Annotated in this window: 19 protein-coding genes and 1 tRNA gene; 13 read left to right on the top strand and 7 right to left on the bottom strand. The window is 62.4% G+C overall.

Annotated features, from left to right (window positions below):
- Positions 1 to 3 precede the first annotated feature (3 nt).
- From ACLRGI_RS00630 to ACLRGI_RS00610, 5 genes are all read left to right on the top strand, one after another.
- Positions 4 to 1,110: a prephenate dehydrogenase gene (locus tag ACLRGI_RS00630; RefSeq protein ID WP_419199800.1), complete on the top strand. Its 1,107-nt coding sequence runs from the start codon at positions 4 to 6 to the stop codon at positions 1,108 to 1,110.
- Positions 1,110 to 1,823, top strand: a complete 714-nt coding sequence (gene cmk / locus ACLRGI_RS00625) for a (d)CMP kinase (protein WP_419199799.1) — start codon at positions 1,110 to 1,112, stop codon at positions 1,821 to 1,823. Before ACLRGI_RS00630 ends, cmk begins: the two co-directional genes overlap by 1 nt.
- 28 nt (positions 1,824 to 1,851) lie before the next feature.
- A complete protein-coding gene (locus tag ACLRGI_RS00620; RefSeq protein WP_419199825.1) occupies positions 1,852 to 2,547 on the top strand; it encodes a lysophospholipid acyltransferase family protein in 696 nt (231 codons plus the stop codon).
- Positions 2,548 to 2,557: 10 nt separating this feature from the next.
- Complete coding sequence (gene der, locus ACLRGI_RS00615; protein WP_039240711.1) at positions 2,558 to 4,108, top strand: ribosome biogenesis GTPase Der; 1,551 nt, start codon at positions 2,558 to 2,560, stop codon at positions 4,106 to 4,108.
- 141 nt (positions 4,109 to 4,249) lie between these two features.
- Positions 4,250 to 4,326 (top strand) — tRNA-Pro (locus ACLRGI_RS00610).
- A 125-nt stretch (positions 4,327 to 4,451) separates the two neighbouring features.
- On the opposite strand, the gene ACLRGI_RS00605 is transcribed toward ACLRGI_RS00610, so the two are convergent.
- Positions 4,452 to 4,898: a MarR family winged helix-turn-helix transcriptional regulator gene (locus tag ACLRGI_RS00605; protein WP_419199798.1), complete on the bottom strand. Its 447-nt coding sequence runs from the start codon at positions 4,896 to 4,898 to the stop codon at positions 4,452 to 4,454.
- A 171-nt stretch (positions 4,899 to 5,069) separates the two neighbouring features.
- Between ACLRGI_RS00605 and ACLRGI_RS00600 the strand changes: the two genes are divergently transcribed.
- Complete coding sequence (locus ACLRGI_RS00600) at positions 5,070 to 6,278, top strand: MFS transporter (protein ID WP_419199797.1); 1,209 nt, start codon at positions 5,070 to 5,072, stop codon at positions 6,276 to 6,278.
- A gap of 70 nt (positions 6,279 to 6,348) precedes the next feature.
- Here ACLRGI_RS00600 and ACLRGI_RS00595 read toward each other — a convergent pair whose 3' ends face one another.
- Positions 6,349 to 6,798 carry a hypothetical protein gene (locus ACLRGI_RS00595; RefSeq protein WP_419199796.1) on the bottom strand — a complete coding sequence of 150 codons (450 nt, stop codon included), beginning with the start codon at positions 6,796 to 6,798 and terminating at the stop codon, positions 6,349 to 6,351.
- 134 nt (positions 6,799 to 6,932) lie between these two features.
- On the opposite strand from ACLRGI_RS00595, the gene gcvH reads away from it, so the two are divergent.
- The 5 genes from gcvH (at position 6,933) to ACLRGI_RS00570 (ending at position 10,003) form a co-directional block, all read left to right on the top strand.
- A complete protein-coding gene (gene gcvH, locus ACLRGI_RS00590; RefSeq protein WP_419199824.1) occupies positions 6,933 to 7,319 on the top strand; it encodes a glycine cleavage system protein GcvH in 387 nt (128 codons plus the stop codon).
- 138 nt (positions 7,320 to 7,457) lie between these two features.
- Positions 7,458 to 7,934: an FHA domain-containing protein gene (locus ACLRGI_RS00585; protein ID WP_011774388.1), complete on the top strand. Its 477-nt coding sequence runs from the start codon at positions 7,458 to 7,460 to the stop codon at positions 7,932 to 7,934.
- A gap of 20 nt (positions 7,935 to 7,954) precedes the next feature.
- The gene (gene ftsR / locus ACLRGI_RS00580) at positions 7,955 to 8,671 is read left to right on the top strand and encodes a transcriptional regulator FtsR (protein ID WP_419199795.1); all 717 of its coding nucleotides are present in this window, start codon (positions 7,955 to 7,957) and stop codon (positions 8,669 to 8,671) included.
- Positions 8,671 to 9,174 (top strand): bifunctional nuclease family protein, encoded by a 504-nt coding sequence (locus ACLRGI_RS00575; protein ID WP_419199794.1) that lies wholly within the window; start codon positions 8,671 to 8,673, stop codon positions 9,172 to 9,174. Before ftsR ends, ACLRGI_RS00575 begins: the two co-directional genes overlap by 1 nt.
- Positions 9,175 to 9,409: 235 nt before the next feature.
- Positions 9,410 to 10,003 (top strand): MerR family transcriptional regulator, encoded by a 594-nt coding sequence (locus ACLRGI_RS00570; protein WP_011774391.1) that lies wholly within the window; start codon positions 9,410 to 9,412, stop codon positions 10,001 to 10,003.
- A 117-nt stretch (positions 10,004 to 10,120) separates the two neighbouring features.
- On the opposite strand, the gene ACLRGI_RS00565 is transcribed toward ACLRGI_RS00570, so the two are convergent.
- The gene (locus tag ACLRGI_RS00565; RefSeq protein WP_419199793.1) at positions 10,121 to 10,930 is read right to left on the bottom strand and encodes a ParA family protein; all 810 of its coding nucleotides are present in this window, start codon (positions 10,928 to 10,930) and stop codon (positions 10,121 to 10,123) included.
- Positions 10,931 to 11,233: 303 nt separating this feature from the next.
- On the opposite strand from ACLRGI_RS00565, the gene ACLRGI_RS00560 reads away from it, so the two are divergent.
- Positions 11,234 to 14,629 carry a pyruvate carboxylase gene (locus ACLRGI_RS00560; protein WP_419199792.1) on the top strand — a complete coding sequence of 1,132 codons (3,396 nt, stop codon included), beginning with the start codon at positions 11,234 to 11,236 and terminating at the stop codon, positions 14,627 to 14,629.
- 63 nt (positions 14,630 to 14,692) lie between these two features.
- On the opposite strand, the gene ACLRGI_RS00555 is transcribed toward ACLRGI_RS00560, so the two are convergent.
- Positions 14,693 to 16,504, bottom strand: a complete 1,812-nt coding sequence (locus tag ACLRGI_RS00555) for an AMP-dependent synthetase/ligase (RefSeq protein ID WP_419199791.1) — start codon at positions 16,502 to 16,504, stop codon at positions 14,693 to 14,695.
- 188 nt (positions 16,505 to 16,692) lie between these two features.
- On the opposite strand from ACLRGI_RS00555, the gene ACLRGI_RS00550 reads away from it, so the two are divergent.
- Positions 16,693 to 17,751: an ROK family protein gene (locus ACLRGI_RS00550; RefSeq protein WP_419199790.1), complete on the top strand. Its 1,059-nt coding sequence runs from the start codon at positions 16,693 to 16,695 to the stop codon at positions 17,749 to 17,751.
- Positions 17,752 to 17,780: 29 nt separating this feature from the next.
- Here the strand turns inward: ACLRGI_RS00550 and ACLRGI_RS00545 are convergent, their stop codons facing one another.
- The 3 genes from ACLRGI_RS00545 to ACLRGI_RS00535 are packed head-to-tail and all read right to left on the bottom strand — an operon-like array spanning position 17,781 to position 19,922.
- Positions 17,781 to 18,347, bottom strand: coding sequence for a hypothetical protein (locus ACLRGI_RS00545; protein WP_419199789.1), 567 nt, complete (start codon positions 18,345 to 18,347; stop codon positions 17,781 to 17,783).
- The gene (locus ACLRGI_RS00540) at positions 18,334 to 19,137 is read right to left on the bottom strand and encodes an alpha/beta hydrolase (RefSeq protein WP_419199788.1); all 804 of its coding nucleotides are present in this window, start codon (positions 19,135 to 19,137) and stop codon (positions 18,334 to 18,336) included. Before ACLRGI_RS00540 ends, ACLRGI_RS00545 begins: the two co-directional genes overlap by 14 nt.
- A complete protein-coding gene (locus ACLRGI_RS00535; RefSeq protein WP_419199787.1) occupies positions 19,134 to 19,922 on the bottom strand; it encodes an alpha/beta hydrolase in 789 nt (262 codons plus the stop codon). The genes ACLRGI_RS00540 and ACLRGI_RS00535 overlap by 4 nt, the downstream gene beginning before the upstream one ends.
- Positions 19,923 to 19,954: the final 32 nt, after the last annotated feature.

Raw genomic sequence — 19,954 nt, 5'->3', positions numbered from 1 at the left:
GGCATGTCGGCATTTGGTACGCACGGCCGGGGCCATCTTGATGGCCCGGTCGTCGTCCTCGGTACGGGCTTGCTTGGGGCCAGCATCGGTCTCGGCCTACGCGGACGCGGAGTCCCTGTTTACCTTTTCGATCCTTCGCCCACCAACCAGGCGGTTGCGGTGGATATCGGTGCGGGACGCCCTCTTGCGGAGCTGGATGAACAACCCCGGCTGGTAGTCGTCGCGGCCCCGCCGGACGTTACCGCAGACGTCGTTCAGAAGGCACTTGCGGACTACCCGTCCGCTGTCGTGGTTGATATTGCCAGCGTGAAAGCCTCCATCCAGTCGCAGCTGCGGGAACGCGGCGTGGACCTTGCCCGCTATGTGGGTACGCACCCCATGGCGGGTAGGGAGAAGTCCGGCCCGGTTGCCGCCAGGGGAGAGCTTTTCACGTCCATGCCGTGGGTACTGTGCCCCTCCGAAGAAACTTCGGATGCTGCACTCCAGGCGGCACGATCGCTTGCGGGGGACCTGGGAGCAATTGTTTCCCAATTCACTGCGGAAGAGCACGATGAAGCGGTGGCCTTGGTGTCGCATTTGCCGCAGATCATGTCCTCGCTCCTGGCGAGCCGCCTGCAGGGTACGCCGCTGCATGCCCTCTCCTTGGCGGGCAACGGGCTTCGGGACACTACCCGCATTGCAGCCAGCGATCCCACCCTTTGGGTGCAGATCCTGGGCGGCAACGCGGAGAAAGTGGTTTCCATTCTTCACGGTGTGCGTGAGGACCTGAACCGTTTGATCGGCACCTTGGAAGACCCCCTTGCTCCGGGCGCCCGGCTTGACCTGGCGCAGCTGATCAGCGAGGGCAACGCAGGCCAGGCGAGGATCCCCGGTAAGCACGGCGGACCTCCTCAGGCGTATTCGTGGCTCACCATCCTGGTGGACGACAAGCCTGGCCAGATCGCGCACCTCCTCACGGAGATCGGCGAGATCGGCGTGAACCTTGAAGACCTTCGGCTCGACCATTCGTCGGGACAAAACGTGGGCATGGTGGAGCTCTCCGTGCTTCCCAGCAAGCATGACCTCCTTGTTGAAGCTTTGACTGACCGTGGATGGCGGGTACTCCAGTAATGACGCGTGAATTTTTTGGTCCGGAGACTGTTGCCCGTCCCGGCAAGCCGCTCGTGATCGCGATCGATGGTCCTTCGGGGTCCGGCAAGTCCAGCGTCAGCAAGGAAGTTGCCCGGCGCTTGAAGCTGGCGTACCTCGATACCGGTGCCATGTACCGCGCCTTGACGTGGTACTGCCTGAAAACCGGTGTTGATCTTCAGGACGGCGCTGCGGTGGAACAGGCCTCCAAGATCATGCCCCTGGAGATCAGCACCACTACTGCCACCGAGTATGTGGCGGTTGACGGCACGGACATCACGGATGAAATCCGTGATCCTATGATCTCTTCGTCCGTCAGCGCTGTCGCCACGACGCTCGGTGCCCGCACCGAGCTGATCCGGCGCCAGCGCGAGCTGATCGATCAGCACCACCGTCGCATGGTGGTGGAAGGGCGTGACATCACCACCGTCGTCGTTCCCAATGCAGAGGTCCGCATGCTGCTCACTGCCAGTGAGGAAGCCAGGCTGCGGCGTCGTGGGATCCAGTTGGGCGGCACGCAGACCAAGGAACAGCTCAACGCCCAGGTAATCCAACGTGACGCCAAGGACTCAACGGTAGTGAACTTCACCCAGGCCGCTGATGGCGTGGTGACGCTCGACTCTTCGGATCTGAACTTCGAGGAAACCGTGGAGACAGCCTTGGCGATCGTGAGCAAGGTTATCTATGGTGACTGAGAATCAGCTGCCCTCCGCAGGGAGCAGGATGTGGAGCCGGCCGATCGGCTGGTTTCTGGATCACGTCTTCTACCGGACCATCGTGTCGGGCAAAAGCAACGTTCCCGCCGCGGGCCCGGTGATTTTTGCAGGGAACCACATCAGCTTCCTGGACGGCCCTGTGATGTTTGGTGCGTCGCCGCGCCCCATGCATATCCTGGTCAAGAAAGAGATGTTCAAGGGCTTCCTGGGCTCCGTCCTGCGGGGATCCGGACAGATTCCGGTGGACCGGGCGGGTGACCGCAACGCACTGCATACGGGCAAGAAACTGCTCGACGCCGGTCGTTGCGTCGGGATTCTCCCCGAAGGAACCCGGGGGAGCGGCTCGGCCGAGAGCATCAGCAATGGAGTTGCGTGGCTCGCCCTCAACTCCGGAGCTACAGTCATTCCCGTCGCCATCCTCGGAACCCGTCGGGGCGATGAGCATCGCGACCATATCCCCAAGCCCCGCCGCAAGCTCCATGTCAGCTTCGGCGAACCCATCACGGTGAAGCGCCGGAAGGGCGAACCCGGGCGTGTTTCAATGGACAGGGCGGCTGCGGAGATCCGTGAAGCCCTGGCCGATCACGTCCAGGACGCAATCCGGGCCACAGGCCAGGGCCTTCCCCTGGAACCTGCGCCCGGAGAATCCACTTCGCAGCACCGCCATACAGCAGTAGCCGGGACGCCGGCAGACCACCACTAAGGAAAGTGCAATGAGCGATACGACTCAAAAATCCGGCCTCCACGGAGCCGGCGACGACGAATACACGCCCACCGGCACCGACCAGGTGGCGGAAAACCTGGCGGCCCTGGACGATGACGAGGCCGAGCTCCGCGCGGCCACCCTCCGGGCCGGCCTGGACGATTACGAACTCGACGAAGAAGACGCAGCGCTGCTCAGCGGCGAATACGGCGATGAAGGCGACGAAGGTCCCCTCAAGTTGGACCCGGTCCTGGCTATCATCGGCCGTCCGAACGTGGGCAAGTCCACGTTGGTCAACCGCATCCTTGGCCGCCGTGAAGCTGTTGTTGAGGATACTCCGGGCGTTACCCGCGACCGCGTCATGTACTCGGCCCGCTGGAATGGCCGCAACTTCACCCTGGTGGACACCGGTGGTTGGGAACACGACGCCAAGGGCATCCACGCCCGTGTGGCCGAGCAGGCGGAAATGGCCGTTGAGCTGGCCGACGCCGTGCTCTTCGTGGTTGACTCCGCTGTTGGCGCTACCGCCACTGACGAGGGCGTCATGAAGATGCTCCGCAAGAGCAAGAAGCCGGTCATCATGGTGGCCAACAAGGTGGATGACTTCGCCCAGGAAGCCGATTCGGCAGCACTGTGGGGTTTGGGCTTCGGCCAGCCGTACCCGGTTTCGGCCCTGCACGGCCGTGGCGTTGCCGACCTCCTGGACCACGTCATGGACACCCTGCCCGAGTACTCCTTGGTGGAGGGTGTGGAACGCTCAGGCGGCCCGCGTCGAATCGCGCTTATCGGTCGTCCGAACGTCGGCAAGTCCTCGCTGCTTAACAAGCTCGCGGGATCCGAGCGCGTAGTGGTGGATCCTCTGGCCGGCACCACGCGTGACCCTGTTGATGAATTCATCGAACTTGGCGACAGAACGTGGCGCTTCGTGGACACCGCTGGTATCCGTCGCCGCCAGCACATGGCACAGGGTGCGGACTTCTACGCTTCCCTGCGTACGCAGGCTGCCCTGGAAAAGGCGGAGGTCGCCGTCGTGCTTCTTGCCGTTGACGAAGTCCTCAGCGAGCAGGACGTCCGCATCCTGCAGCTGGCCATCGAGTCAGGCCGTGCGCTGGTACTCGCGTTCAACAAGTGGGACCTGCTGGACGACGAACGCCGCCGCTACCTCGAACGCGAAATCGAGCAGGACCTCGCGCACGTTGAATGGGCTCCCCGCGTCAATATCTCGGCCAAGACCGGATGGCACAAGGATCGCCTGGTCCCTGCGCTGGATATCGCGCTGGAGAGCTGGGACCGCCGTATTCCCACGGGACGTCTCAACGCATTCCTTGGCGAGCTTGTTGCCGCGCACCCGCACCCGGTCCGTGGTGGCAAACAGCCCCGCATCCTCTTCGGTACCCAGGCTTCCAGCCGTCCGCCGAAGTTCGTGCTGTTCACCACCGGCTTCCTGGACCCCGGATACCGTCGCTTCATCACGCGTCGCCTGCGCGAAACGTTCGGCTTCGAGGGCACGCCCATCGAGGTCAACATGCGCGTCCGCGAGAAGCGTGGCAAGAAGCGCTAAGTGAGACGGGCATCACAGCGCACTTTGGCTGTGATGGCGTCTCCGACCTCCAACTTCGTGTAAGCTTTTGGAGGTGGTTCGGCCGGACTGCTTAGGTGGGACTCTTCGGAGGAAAACTTAGGCGGAGAACGGTGGAACCAGCGGGCTGTAGCGCAGCTTGGTAGCGCACTTGACTGGGGGTCAAGGGGTCGCAGGTTCAAATCCTGTCAGCCCGACCATAAAGGCCGGAATCCTGTGGAAACACAGGATTCCGGCCTTTGGTCGTTAGCGGTTACTTTGGTCCCGGTCTTGTTCGCGTTCCCGAACGTTGAACGGCGGGAGATGCAAACAAGACCGGATCCGGTTAGACCTTCTGCAGCGCGCCGAGGGCCCTCACCAGCGGCTCCAGCTCCGGCACCGACTCTGCGGCCTCAAGGGCGGCAGCCAGGGTCTCGTCATGCACGGGTTTGGCCGCCTCGAGAAGCTTCTGGCCGGCCACCGTGAGTTCGGTGTAAATGCCGCGGCGGTCGTCGGCGCACAGGATGCGCGTCAGTAGCCCTCGGTCCTCGAGGCGATTGACCAGGCGGGTGGTGGCACTGCTGGACAGTGCGGTGGCGCGGGCCAGCTGCTGCATCCGCATGTGCCAGCCGTCCTGGCGACTCAGCGCATCCAGGACTGTGTACTCCACTACGGACAGGTCGCTTGAGGACTGGAGCGCCTTCTCCAGCTCCGCTTCGATGCTCCCGTGCAGGGCTGCAAGGGTTCGCCAGCCCTGTGCCCGTACTTCAACGGCGTCATCCTTGATGCCCATGTCTGCTGTGCTCCTGCCTTGATGTCCTGTTGATCGAGACGCCGGAGAGTAGTTGCTTGCGCAAGTATCTAGCGTGTGCAACTATATATGGAGCGTCTGCAACTATTATTCTACGGTTCCCGACGACGCACTTCCACTTCCGGTCGGAACCGCACACTTAAGGAGCTCCACATGCCCGCAGGGTTGATTGCCCTTGCCCTCGGCGGATTCGGCATCGGACTGACCGAATTCGTGATCATGGGCCTCTTGCCCGAAGTTGCTGCCGACTTCCGGGTCACTGAGGCTTCGGCCGGCTGGTTCATCTCCGGTTATGCCCTCAGTGTCACCGTCGGCGCACTCCTGGTGACGGCGGCAGTGACCAGGCTTCCACGCAAGCCGGTCCTGATTGGCTTGCTCGTGCTGTTCATCGCCGGCAACTTCCTGTCCGCGATCGCCGATAGTTACGCGGCCATGATGATCGGCCGCATCATCGCGGCGCTCTGCCACGGCGCTTTCTTCGGCATCGGTTCCGTAGTTGCCGCCAGCTTGGTGCCTGCCCACAAAAAGGCCGGCGCCATTGCGATCATGTTCACGGGCCTGACCGCTGCCAACGTCCTGGGTGTTCCCTTCGGAACGCTGCTGGGCCAGAACTTCGGGTGGCGCTCAACGTTCTGGGCGATCACCGGCATCGGCGTCGTGGCGTTGATCGGCATTGCCCTCATGGTCCCCAAGGCCGGCACGGAACCCGCCAAGGGCCTCCGTAGCGAGCTGGGCGCGTTCAAGTCCGGCCAAGTCTGGCTCTCCATTCTCGTGACCATCCTTGGGTTCGGCGGCATGTTCGGCGCTTTCACTTATATTGCCTTCACGCTCACTGAGGTATCCGGATTCGAGTCCGGAGCCGTGCCGTGGCTCCTGGTGCTCTTCGGTGGCGGACTCTTCGTTGGCAACTTCCTCGGTGGCAAAGCCGCCGACAAAGCCTTGGACAAGTCGCTCGTTGTGATTCTTGCCGGACTCGTGGTGGTGCTGGTCTTCTTCGCCCTCACCGCTTCCAACAGCATCGCCACTTTGGTGTCGCTGGCGCTCATGGGTGGTTTCGGTTTTGCTACAGTGCCGGGTCTGCAGATGCGCGTGATGCACTTTGCCTCCACAGCGCCTACCTTGGCCTCCGGCGGGAACATCGGCGCCTTCAACCTCGGCAATGCGCTCGGGGCCTGGCTGGGCGGCGTTACCATCACCGCCGGGCTCGGTTACACCTCACCCATCTGGGCGGGAGCTGCGATTACCGTTGCCGCGCTGCTGGTCATGCTGGCTGCGGCCGCAGCAGCGAAGCGTGGGGGCGCCGGGTCGCCTGCTGTAGCTCACGACGTCGAACGCGAACTACGTGAGGCCACCGTAGCCTGACGTCGGGCTACAGAAACCAGCCCAAACGAAGAAGCCCGCCCCGGAAATTCCGTGGCGGGCTTTCGGCGCCCTACCCGCCTTTTGTGGTGTCCTGCGGTTCAGCTGAGGTGTTGGTTGCAGCTCCGACGCGTTGGTTTTCTGCTTGCCTGAGCGCTTTCATCTGCTTGCCCCTACGCCGCCATACCGCCCACAGGATAGTGGCCGTTATGAAGACCACCACGGCGGCAATAGCGGAGATCGCCGTCCAAGTTGTGAAGAAGCCTGCGTCCACACTCAAGGTCCGCTGGCCTGCATGGGCTGAATCAGTGCTGCCGAAGGCGATGCCGGCAGTAAGCAGGTTAGGAGTGGCGATGGCGACGGCCACCAGAACGATGACGATTTTCCAAGGCCATGACACCGCTTTGCGGGTGGCTTGCCATGCCACAACGAGCGGAACGAACGTGAAAACGAACCTATGGAACATTCCCACCAGGATCAGGACGATCTTTACGCCCGGATTGCGCTTTTTCTGAGCTGGCACTTGTGCTTGTTCGGTCGTAGGTCAATCATGGCAGAGACCCCATCAGGTACAGGGGAAATGTGCCTATACTTTCAGCGGTGGCCATCAACACGGCCGCCGTCGAGGTTCGTAAATGTCCCGATGAAAGGCCACCAGTGAGCAATATTCCGGAAGAACTTTCCTACACCGCAGAACACGAATGGGTTACCGCCCCGGACACCGACGGCGTAGTGCGCATTGGCATCACCGACTTCGCGCAGGACGCCTTGGGCGATGTCGTCTATGCCCAGATGCCTGAACCGGGGACGAAAATCACCGGCAATGAAGTTGTTGGCGAAGTGGAGTCCACCAAGAGTGTCAGCGATATCTACGCGCCGGTGTCAGGTGAAGTCACCAATCGAAATGACGCCCTGGATACTGATCCGGCCTTAATTAACTCGGACCCTTACGGCGAGGGATGGCTTATTGAAGTAAAGCTTGCAGAAGCTGACGCAGTGGATTCCCTGCTCAGTGCATCGGAGTACGAACAACAGGTAGGCTAAAGTTATCTGGCCCGTCAGGCTGCTTTCCCATAACGCGGAAAGCGGGACGGCGGGCCAGCAACCGATTTGCCCGGCGGTACCGGGAGGCGGAAGTGGCCGGCAGGGTTTGGAACTGCCGGCGGATGAGGAGGAAATTCCATGGTTGGCGGCGAACAGAATCAAGCCAATGTCGGGAACGGCGCGGAGGAACAGCCGACGTCGGAGACCACCTCGATCAGCATCACGCCAACGTGGGACGAGCCGAGCATTGCCCCCAAGTTGGCTCCGGAAGAGCGTGCATCCGTAGACGCACTTCCGCCGAACTCAGCGTTGCTCATTGCGCACAGTGGTCCCAATGCCGGAGCTCGTTTCCTGCTGGATGCGGACACCACCACGGCCGGCCGGCATCCTGATGCCGACATCTTCCTGGATGACGTCACGGTGTCCCGCAAGCATGTTCAGTTCATTCGGACGGCGTCCGGCTTCGAGCTGGTGGACATGGGAAGCCTCAACGGAACGTATGTCAACCACGACCGCGTCGACCGCGTGCAGCTGAAGAGCGGCAACGAGGTACAGATCGGCAAGTTCCGGTTGACCTACTACCTGAGCCCTGTTCGCGCAGCAGGCCAAGTCTGACGGGGTATCTGCCTGTGGCTATGGCCCAGCAGGACCGTCGCGGACCGCAGGTCCTGAATATCGGGGAAGTCCTCGCGCAATTGAGCGACGACTTTCCCGGTATGACGGCGTCCAAGATCCGTTTCCTTGAAGAAAAAGGCCTCATCAACCCGAAGAGGACTCCTGCCGGCTACAGGCAGTATGCGGACAGCGATGTCGAGCGGCTCCGTTTTGTCCTGGCCCTTCAGCGTGACCAGTACCTGCCCCTGAAGGTCATCAAGGATTATTTGGATGCCATTGACCGCGGTGAGAGACCGGAAAACCTTCCGGCCGGCGTCACAGTTTCGCCCAGGGCGGTTTCGCCGGAAATGGCAGCCGAAGTGCAGGGGCGTGCCCGCGCGCTCACCGAAGAACAGTTGCGTGCCGAGTCAGGCGCCAGCATGCCTTTGCTGGAATCACTGTTGAGCTTTGGGTTGATCAGCCACGTGGGCGGCAAGTTCGACGAACACGCACTCCAGGTGGCGCGGGCGTGTGTTCAATTGGAAGGACACGGCCTCGAGCCTCGGCACCTCCGCCCCTTCCAAGCCGCTGCTGAGCGGGAGTTTGGCCTGGTGGAAAGGGCTGTTGCGCCGTTGACATCGCGGCGTGATGCCGCGTCGCAGGCACGGGCCGCCGAGGCTGCCCGTGAGATCAGCGATCTCTGCCTCACCCTGCACAGGGCCCTGGTACACGATCGTATCTCCCGGATGGATAGCTGATGATCGAAGTCGAAATCGTCGGTGTCCGGATAGAACTGCCGTCCAACCAGCCGCTGGTGCTCCTTCGGGAGATCAACGGGGAGCGGCATGTTCCGATCTGGATCGGCACTCCTGAAGCCAGCGCCATCGCCTTGGCGCAACAGGGCGTTGTTCCGCCCCGGCCCATGACGCACGACCTCTTGGTCGATGTTGTCGAATCGCTGGGCCACACCATTATCAGCGTGAACATCGTAGCCGTGGAAGACAACATCTTCTACGGTCAGTTGCAGTTCGACGACGGCACGGTAGTAAGTTCCCGTGCTTCAGACGCGTTGGCTCTGGCATTGCGGGCAAAATGCCGCATTTGGTGCGCGGATGCTGTCATGGAGGAAGCGGGCGTCCGCATCACCGAACACGATGAGGGTGAAGACTCAGAGCCGGATCCCGCAGTGGACGAGGAACGCGAGATGCGTCGGTTCAGGGAGTTTTTGGACGACGTGGAACCGGAAGATTTCGAAGGGTGAGGCACCCTAAGCCTAAAGTGGAAGGTGAAACTTTCGACACGACGGGTTTTTGTGGCCAAGGTCTTTGACCTCGGCGCTTCACGGGCCTAACGTCGAAGTTATCAAGTTCCCGTTGCATACACTGCCTGCGCAAGTCACACTGGAAAGTGCGGACTTGCGGGAATTACACTGCTGCATTTCGCCGTTGTATCAGGGTATGCACCGTCCCCAAGGGAACTGAGAACAAGGAGGTCACGTGAGTCCGAAAGGCGAAGCAGGCGAGCTGAAGCAGTCCTCTGCCGGCATTGCTGCGCCCGCATCCGGCGCCCAAGGTCTACTCTTCACGGAGGACCTTCCTGTGCTGGACGAGGACGCGGGCTACCGCGGCCCTACGGCCTGCAAGGCTGCAGGAATCACCTACCGCCAGCTCGACTACTGGGCACGTACGGGCTTGGTTGAGCCTGCTGTCCGTGGCGCTGCGGGCTCAGGTTCCCAGCGACTCTACGGCTTCCGCGACATCCTGGTTCTGAAGGTAGTCAAGCGCCTTCTTGATACCGGCGTATCGCTCCAACAGATCCGTACCGCCGTCGAACACCTTCGCGAGCGGGGTGTCGAGGACCTGGCACAGATCACGCTGATGAGCGACGGCGCGAGCGTCTACGAATGTACGTCCGCTGACGAGGTCATTGACCTCGTTCAGGGCGGACAAGGCGTGTTCGGCATCGCTGTTGGCCGCGTATGGCGGGAAGTTGAGGGAAGCCTGGCCGCGCTTCCGAGCGAGCATGCCGCCGAGCAGTCCTTTCCGGACGACGAACTGAGCAAGCGGCGCGTTGCCCGCCGCATCGGCTAAAAACCGGACCACTTAACTTCGAACCAAAAAGAAGACCTCATCCCTGCACTTCACAGGGGCGAGGCCTTCTTCTTTTAATGCGTGCGGTGGTTTGTAACGTGTAAGTGCGTCAGGCGCTCAGCGCCGGCGACGGTCCCGCACAGCGGACTGTCCACTCAAAAGGCTCTCGAGGAGGGCATCAAAAAGTTTGGCGGCGTTCTTTGCCGAGTCTCCGGGCCAATGGTGGACCGAGTGCGCTGCTCCCTGGATCTGTTGCCAGTTGGCCTGCTCCGGAATATGCGGTGTCAGCAACAGTTCGCCGAACATGGATTCCATTTCAGCCAAGCGGAAGGTGTGCTCAGCGGAGCCGGTGCGAACCCGGTTTGCCACGATCCCTGCCGGGGCAAGGTTGGGAGCGAACTCCTGCCGGAACAACTGAATGGCCCGCATGGTGCGTTCGGTGCCGGCTACGGAGAAAAGCCCGGGCTCGGCTACGAGGACTACGCGGTCGCTGGCGCTCCAAGCCATGCGCGTCAGCCCATTGAGGGACGGCGGACAGTCCACCAGGACGAGTTCGTAGTTGGAGGTACCTGCCAGAACGGCTGAAAGCCTGCGGAGGTCACGTCGGCCCAAGTCGGGGCGGTCGTAGATGCCGGTGAAGGCAGAACCGACCGCCACGTCCAAGGTGCCGTTGCTTGAACCGTTGGAAACCCAAGAGCTGCCGGCAACGTTGCCGGCGAGGTTGGCTTTTCGGGGGCTTTTCAGCATCCGACCGATGTCGAGCTGCCCGCCTGGCTGAACGCCCAGGGCAGTGGTGGCGTCGGCGTGTGGATCGAGGTCCACCACCAACGTGGACATACCGGCTGCGAGGGCCGCGGACGCCAGACCGGTGGTCACGGACGTCTTTCCCACTCCACCCTTGAGGCTGCTGATGCTGACTACTTGCACTTGAAAACCCAAAACCTAACGCCGGTTGCCGTATCGCGCTGATTCGCTCCGGAAGCGCCGGAGCCGGGGCTTGCCGAAGCCCCCTCAACATCATATGGTGCATCGCGGTCGTTTCCCGCTTTCTACGCGCCCGGCCGCTGGGGATAAGCCCCGGGCAATAGCATGCGATCGGATCGCGCGCACGCATATACAGCCCAGATGACGATTCCTTTGTGATGGTTGCCACAAAGATTTGTGTTTGATGCTGGCGGCACTACACACTGTGACCACCGACCGATCCACCCGCAATGATGCAGGAGAAGTATGTTTTCGAAAATTCTGGTGGCCAATCGCGGCGAAATCGCGATCAGGGCGTTTCGCGCTGGTTATGAACTGGGCGCCAAGACCGTAGCCGTCTTTCCGCATGAGGACCGTAACTCGATCCACCGGCAGAAGGCCGACGAAGCTTACCTGATCGGCGAGGTGGGCCATCCCGTCCGCGCCTACCTGGACGTCGAGGAGGTTGTCCGCGTCGCCAAGGAAGCCGGCGCTGACGCCATTTACCCCGGCTATGGCTTCCTCTCCGAGAACCCGGACCTCGCCCGCGCTGCCAAGGCAGCCGGAATCACCTTTGTGGGCCCGCCCGCGGAGGTCCTGGAGCTGGCAGGCAACAAGGTTGCCGCTTTGGAAGCCGCCCGCAAGGCAGGTGTCCCCGTCCTGAAGTCGAGCAAGCCCTCCAAGGATCTTGACGAACTCATCGCGGCAGCTGATGAAATCGGCTTTCCCATTTTCGCCAAGGCCGTTGCCGGCGGTGGCGGCCGTGGTATGCGGCGTGTGGAGACGCGTGAGGCACTTCCCGAAGCACTGCAGTCCGCCATGCGCGAAGCTGACGCAGCCTTTGGCGACCCCACGATGTTCCTTGAGCAGGCAGTTTTGCGTCCCCGCCACATCGAGGTGCAGATCCTGGCAGATGCCGATGGCAACGTCATGCACCTCTTCGAGCGTGACTGTTCACTGCAACGCCGCCACCAGAAAGTGGTGGAGATCGCGCCGGCGCCGAACCTGGATGAGAACATCCGCCAGGCTCTTTACCGCGATGCCGTCGCCTTCGCCAAGGCCCTGAACTATGTCAACGCCGGAACCGTCGAGTTCCTGGTGGACACGGAGGGGGAGCGGGCCGGCCAACACGTCTTTATCGAAATGAATCCCCGCATCCAGGTGGAGCACACCGTCACGGAGGAGATCACCGATGTGGACCTCGTGCAGGCACAGATGCGCATCGCCTCAGGTGAGACTCTCGCGGACCTGGGGTTGAGCCAGGATTCGGTGTCCATCAAGGGTGCTGCGCTGCAGTGCCGTATCACCACCGAAGACCCCGCCAACGGCTTCCGCCCTGACGTTGGAAAGATCACCGGCTACCGTTCCGCTGGTGGTGCCGGTGTGAGGCTCGACGGCGGCACGGTCTACTCGGGTGCCGAGATCAGCCCGCACTTCGACTCCATGCTGGTGAAGCTGACCTGCCGTGGCCGCGACTACCCTGCCGCTGTTGCCCGCGCACGTCGTGGTTTGGCTGAGTTCCGCATCCGTGGTGTGTCCACCAATATTCCGTTCCTGCAGGCCGTCCTTGCGGATCCGGACTTCAATGCCGGCAACGTGGCCACGGACTTCATCGACAAGCGACCCGAGCTGCTGAAGTCGCACATCTCCGCGGACCGCGGCACCAAGTTGCTCACCTGGTTGGCCGAAGTTACCGTAAACAAACCGAACGGTGAACTCGCTGTTCATTCGGACCCGGCCAGCAAGCTCCCCGCGATCGATGGCCCGCTTCCCACGTCGGGCTCGCGCCAGAAGTTGATTGAGCTGGGACCGGACGGCTTTGCCAAGGCGCTGCGGGAACAGCAGGCGCTGGCTGTCACGGATACCACGTTCCGCGACGCCCACCAGTCGCTGCTGGCAACACGCGTCCGTACCCGTGACCTTGTAGCGGCCGGCCCGGCAGTGACGGCACTGATGCCCGAACTGCTTTCCGTGGAGGCTTGGGGCGGCGCAACCTATGACGTCGCCCTCCGCTTCCTCGGTGAGGACCCGTGGGACCGCTTGGCTGCTTTGCGCAAGGCGTTGCCGAACACGTGTATCCAGATGCTGCTCCGCGGACGCAACACCGTGGGTTACACCCCGTACCCGGAAGAAGTGACGGAGGCCTTCGTCAACGAGGCTGCCGCCACCGGCATCGACATCTTCCGTATCTTCGACGCCCTCAACGACGTCAACCAGATGGCCCCCGCCATTCGGGCCGTGCGGGCAACAGGGACGGCCGTTGCGGAGGTGGCGCTCTGCTACACGGGCAATCTGCTGGACCCGAACGAGGACCTGTACACCCTCGACTACTACCTGGATCTGGCCCAGAGGATCGTCGATGCCGGTGCGCACATCCTTGCCATCAAGGACATGGCAGGCCTCCTGCGCCCGGCTGCCGCTGCGAAGCTGGTCTCGGCCCTGCGGGAGCGCTTCGACCTGCCCGTGCACCTGCACACCCATGACACCGCAGGCGGTCAACTCGCCACCCTGCTGGCGGCTGTTGACGCAGGCGTGGATGCCGTTGATGTGGCGTCCGCGTCGCTGGCCGGCACCACAAGCCAGCCCGCAGCTTCGGCACTGGTGGCGGCACTGGCCAACACGCCCCGCGATACCGGCCTGAGCCTGGCCAACGTAGGCGCGCTTGAGCCCTACTGGGAAGCCGTGCGCCGCGTTTACGCCCCCTTCGAATCCGGGCTTCCGGGACCCACCGGACGTGTGTACCAACACGAAATCCCCGGCGGCCAGCTGTCGAACCTTCGCCAGCAGGCCATCGCCTTGGGCCTCGGGGAACGGTTTGAGGCTATCGAGGACATGTACACGGCGGCCGACCGGATCCTTGGCCGCTTGGTAAAGGTCACTCCTTCCTCCAAGGTGGTAGGCGATCTTGCCTTGCACCTCGTAGGACTCAACGCCGATCCGGCTGACTTCAACGAGAACCCGCACAACTACGACATCCCGGACTCGGTCATCGGTTTCCTGTCCGGCGAACTCGGTGATCCTCCCGGAGGCTGGCCCGAGCCGTTCCGCACCAAGGCCCTTCAGGGCCGCAGCGTCAAGGTGCGCGATGTCGACATCAGTGCCGAGGACAGTGCAGCGCTCAAGGGTGACTCCAAGACGCGGCAGCACACGCTGAACCGTTTGCTCTTCGCAGGACCCACCAAGGACTACCTGAAGAGCGTTGAGACGTACGGCAACATCTCCGTGCTGGATACCCGGGACTACCTGTACGGCCTCCAGCAGGGCGCAGAGCACGTCATCGAGCTGGAGAAGGGCGTCCGCCTCATTGCCCAGCTTGAGGCTGTCTCCGAAGCCGATGAGAAGGGCATGCGTACAGTGATGTGCACGCTCAACGGGCAGTCCAGGCCGGTTGTGGTGCGCGACCGTTCCGTAGTCAGCAACGTCAAGGCAGCGGAAAAGGCAGACCCGGCACAGCCCGGCCAGGTTGCCGCACCGTTTGCCGGCGCAGTGACCGTGACGGTCAAGGTTGGCGATGTTGTCAGCGCCGGCGACACCGTGGCCACCATTGAGGCCATGAAGATGGAAGCGTCCATCACGACGCCGGTCGCCGGAACCGTCTCACGGCTCGCCATTTCCTCAGTTGAGCAGGTCCAAGGCGGCGACTTGCTGCTGGTGATCGGCTAGCCATTCTCCAAAAAATTACCCCGTCCGGATGAATCCGGACGGGGTAATTTTTTTTCGAGGTAGCTACGACGCGCGGGGTGCTGAGTACATGTCCTCAATGACGGCGTCGAAGTCCTTCATGACCTGAGCACGCTTGACCTTCAGCGATGGCGTCAGATGGCCTGAGGCTTCGGTGAAGTCCGCCGGAACGATCCTGAAGGACTTGATGGCCTCGGCCTGCGAGACGGACTGGTTGGCCTTGCTTATGAGTTCCTGGACGGCTGCCTTGACTACAGGATGATCTGTGGCCTCGGCGATGGTGGTGCTGGCGGGGAGACCATGGCGGTCCAGCCAGCCCGGAAGCGCTTCTTCGTCCAGGGTGACCAAGGCGCCGATGAATGGACGGTTGTCGCCAACCACCAGTACTTGGGAGACCAACGCATCCGCCCGGATCTGGTCCTCCAGCAGCGCAGGAACCACGTTCTTTCCGCCTGCAGTAACGATGATTTCCTTCTTGCGGCCAGTGATCTTGAGGAAGCCGTTGTTATCCAGTTCGCCGATGTCGCCGGTGCGGAACCAGCCGTCGGCGAATGTCTCGTCCGTGAGGTCTTCACGTTTGTAGTAGCCCCGCATGACGCAGACACCCTTGGCGAGGATTTCGCCGTCGTCGGCGATCTTGACCGAGTTGCCGGGCAAGGGGGCGCCCACCGTGCCGATCTTGATCATGGACGGCGTGTTGACGGAGATCGGGGCCGTGGTCTCCGTCAGGCCGTAGCCCTCAAGGATTTGCAGGCCAATGCCTTGGAAGAAGTGCCCCAGCCGCTCACCCAACGGGCCTCCACCGGAGACGGCGTGGGCAACGTGGCCGCCCATGGCTGCGCGGAGCTTCCCGTAGACGAGTTTGTCGAACAAAGCATGCTTGAGCTTCAAACCAAGCCCCAGCGAACCGGACTCACGTGCCTTGGAATAGGCAATTGCAGTATCCACTGCGCGGTGGAAGATGGCACCCTTGCCGCCGTCCTCCGCCTTGGTCAGTGCCGAGTTGTAGACCTTCTCGAAGACCCGGGGCACAGCCAGGATGAACGTTGGCTGGAAGCTCTGGAGGTCAGCCAACAGATTCTTGATGTCAGGGGTGTGTGCCACCTTGACCCCGCCGGCCACGGCCAACACGGAAATGAAGCGTGCGAAGACGTGGGCCAAGGGGAGGAACATGATGGTCTTGGCAGACTCGTTGATGATTTCAGGCAATGAAGCACGGGCATTCTCGGAGAGTTCCACGAAGTTGCCGTGGGTCAGTTCGCAGCCCTTGGGCCTGCCGGTGGTGCCCGAGGTGTAGATAATCGTGGCGAGATCCTTGAGGCCGGCCGCGGAACGGCGGGACTCCAGTTCGTCGTCGGGGACCCCTGCACCTGCCGTACGCAGGGCATCAAGTCCCGCGCCCTCAAGCTGCCAGACATTGGCAACGGTGGTGATGTCTTCTGCGGCAACGGCCTGGCGAATGACATCCTCATGGTGGGCAGCTTCGCCGAAGGCCGCCACAGCACCCGAGTCACCCAGGTTCCATGCCACTTGCGAAGGCGAGGACGTTTCGTAGATCGGGACGGACACGGCTCCGGCAAACCAGATGGCGAAGTCCACAAGGGACCATTCGTACCGTGTGCGGGACATGATGCCCACGCGGTCGCCTACGTCGACGCCGCTGGCAATGAGGCCTTTTGCCAGGGCCCTCACGTCCTCAAGGAAGTCCTTGGCACGGATGTCCTGCCACTGCCCGTTCCCGTCCAGCTTGGAAAAAAGAGCAGGGTTGGATGCTTTCCCGGCCTCTCGGATCACGAGGTCCGTGATGTTGGTTTCCGGGGCGATGTTCACGAGGGGAGGAACACTGATTTCACGCACGGTAGCTCCTTTGATATCCACGGGCCACGAGGGGCTGCTTCAACTCTAGTATGCCCGCTCGCGGAGGTGTGTTCTATTTCACCTACTGGCGAGTAACTTTACGGATCAGGCGTCATTTCAAGCAACTCGACGGCGGCCATGCCCGGTCGATGCGGTTCCTTCGGTGCACTGCGGAATAGGATGAGGGGATGCCCGCACTACGGTCCAGTTCCCCGGTCAGACCCAAGCCACCGGCCTCGGCCTGGAGGGATGTCCCTTGGGCTGCCCGGCGAAGCCATTTGGGTCGCCGGGGCCTGGCGATCGGGATCGACATCGGTGGCACCAAAGTGGCCGCCGGTGTTGTTGACGCCGAGGGCAGAATCCTGGCTGAGGCCCGAAGGTCCACACCGGGCGCGGACCCCCGTGCCGTCGAGCAAACCATCGTGGAGTTGGTCGACGAACTCAGCGCTGGGCACCGGATCGCTTCGGTGGGTATCGGTGCCGCGGGCTGGATGGACCTCGACGGCGGCACCGTGCTCTTCAGCCCGCACCTGGCCTGGCGTAACGAGCCATTGAGGGAGAGCCTCCAGAAGTTGCTGAGGCGTCCCGTCCTGCTCACGAACGATGCCGATGCCGCAGCCTGGGCTGAGTGGCGCTTTGGCGCAGGGCAGGGTGAAAGCCGCCTGGTCTGCATCACGTTGGGAACAGGCATCGGTGGTGCAATGGTCATGGACGGCCGGGTGGAACGTGGACGCTACGGTGTGGCGGGGGAATTCGGACACCAGATCATCTTCCCCGGGGGACACCGTTGCGAATGCGGTAACCGTGGGTGCTGGGAGCAATACGCCTCCGGCAACGCGCTGGGGCGGGAAGCCCGGCAGCTGGTGCGGACCAATTCCCCCGCAGGCCGTGCTCTTTTGGAGAAGGCGGGCGGGACTGCGGAGAACCTGTCCGGGGCAGTCGTGACCTCGCTGGCGCTCGCGGGTGATGCCACCTCGCGTGAACTGCTTGCCGACCAAGGCGAATGGTTGGGGCTTGGGCTGGCGAACCTCGCGGCGGCACTTGACCCGGGGATGTTCGTCATTGGCGGGGGACTGTGTGACGCCGGGGAGTTGCTCGCCGCGCCTGCTCGGGAATCGTTCGCGAAGAACCTGACGGGTCGGGGTTTCCGACCCATGGCGAGGATAGAGCTGGCCGCCCTTGGCCCGCGTGCCGGCATGATCGGCGCAGCAGATCTCTCACGGGTCAGTGGTCGGGCGCGGAGCTAAGCTTGCCCCGCTGAAAGCAGCATTGGGCACTAGAGGCGGGCGCCGTCGTCGTCCTCATTCTTTTCCTGTGGAAGCCGCATGATGAGGTACACCACCGACGCCACGAACACACCAACGATGCCCAGAATTGCGGTCAATGGCGCAGACCGCCAGAACATTGCTGTGAAGAGCAGCGCAATAGGTCCGCCCACTGCACCCACCCAAGCCAGCATGATCAGGGGCTCAGTTCCTGCCAGGCTTGGGGGCTCCTCAGGAACGAAAGTGTGGTCCTCGTCCTCGACTTCGAAGTCCCGAGGACCTGAGGGCCGGCTCGCGGCTTCGGCCCCTGCGCGGGCCGGCGCCGCGTCAGGTATCGGTTCCGGGGCAGGCTCGGACAACCCGAGTGGATCGAAGTCCTTGAACGTCCTGCCGGGCTTTGCCTGCACATGCCCCGCGTCCCCGCCTGAATCGTTGCCTGCGTCCTGAGGCAACGCGTCCTGCGTCGGTTCCCCTTCCGCCGACTTCGTGGCTTCCAGCCGGGCCACCAGATCCAGCCACACGGCGTCGTCATCCTTGTTGGCGCTTTGGTCAGCAGAATTGGGATCAGGCCTGTTCATGGGCTGTGTCCTTTTCGGGGGAAAGCCCCTGACCGGCCAAGGCCGCCAGGGTCTTTTGAATGAAATCGACCGACCCGGAAAAAATCTCCGGCGCGTCATTGTCAAGGGTGGCCACATGGCGGCTGTTGTGGAGATAGCTGACGTCCACCGGTGCCTGCACCCGGGAACGGAGGAACTCCAGGCTTGCAGTGGAAATGACGTTGTCCACCGTGGACTTGTAGACCCGAACGGGTGAGCTGATGCGGGGCAGGATGGCCGCCGTGTCCTTGTACATTTTCTTTAGTTGGTGAGCGGCCGCAACGGGAGTCCGGGCGTAGGCACCTTCGTCCTGGTCCGGTTTTAGGATGTCGTTGGCAATGGCCGGAGTCGTTTTCACCACATACTTCAGGGCAGCGACGATGACAGCCCTGGGATCGTCAAGGACCAACCCGGGGTTCACCACCACCGTCCCCGCAACAGGACGTGTAGCTGCTATCCGCAAGGCCAGGGTTCCGCCCATGGACAAACCGGCAGAGAAAACGTAGTCGCATTCGGAAGCCAGCTCAAGATACGCGTCGTCCACGGCCCGGTGCCATTCCCGCCATGAGCGGGTGGCCATGTCCTGCCACGAGGTCCCGTGACCGGGCAGCAACGGCAGCCTTACGGCGTAGCCGGACGAAGCGAGGTGTTCGGCCCATGGCCGGACGCTGTGCGGGCTACCAGTGAACCCGTGTGACATAACGACACCAACGCGCGGGCCGGCACCGTTCCAGCTGCTGTGGAACGGTGAAAAGTCGGGGAGCATTTTCATGATGACTCTGAGGCTACTCTGTCCCCGGCATGCTGGCGGAAAAAGCCCGCTGATTCTTCAAAAATGGTAGGTGCATCAACATCCAAGGTAGCTACATGTCCGCTGTGTGGAAGCGTGACCACTTTGAGGCGTGAAGAGTCGAAGTACTTACTGATGGTGGCCACTGAGCTTGGCGGGATAACGTCATCAACCGAGGATTTGAACACCAGCGCGGGAGCCTCTATGTGCGGTAAGCCCCGGGTAGCCGAACGGAAGAGTTTCTTGAGTTCATGGACGGACTTCAAGGGTGTCTTGGAGTAGTCGCCTTCCTCGATCGTTATGGGCGCAGGCCTGTCCTCCACAATGGGGGTGGTAGTGCGCATCACGTACTTCAGCGCTCCGACGTACCGCACACGGCGGTCATAGAAGCTCAGTCCCGGGTTCACCAGAACCACCCCGGGAACTTCATGGCGGGATGCGACCCGAAGGGCCACGGCTCCGCCCATGGACAGGCCTGCCACAAAACACGTTTCGGTCTTCGCTGCAAGGTCCAGGTAATTCTGCTCGAAGGTCCGGTACCAGTCCTGCCACCTCGTGGTAGCGAGGTCATGCCAACTGGTGCCATGCCCGGGTAGCAGGGGCACGGACACTGCGAAGCCCTGCTTGGCGAGATATTCGGCCCAGGGGAGGACGCTGAGCGGGCTTCCCGTAAAGCCGTGGCAGATTGCCACTCCGATGGATGCGTTGGCTCCGTGCCCGGCATGGTGGAAGGCGAGCGGCGCGGCGGGTTGGTGGCGTTCCGTCATGAGTCCATCGTGTCACTGTTCCTGACATTTCT

Source organism: Paenarthrobacter sp. PPS72, from assembly GCF_048537125.1.
In the GTDB taxonomy this organism is placed as follows: Bacteria; Actinomycetota; Actinomycetes; order Actinomycetales; family Micrococcaceae; genus Arthrobacter; species Arthrobacter nitroguajacolicus_E.
This window is presented reverse-complemented; position numbering and strand designations above follow the sequence as displayed.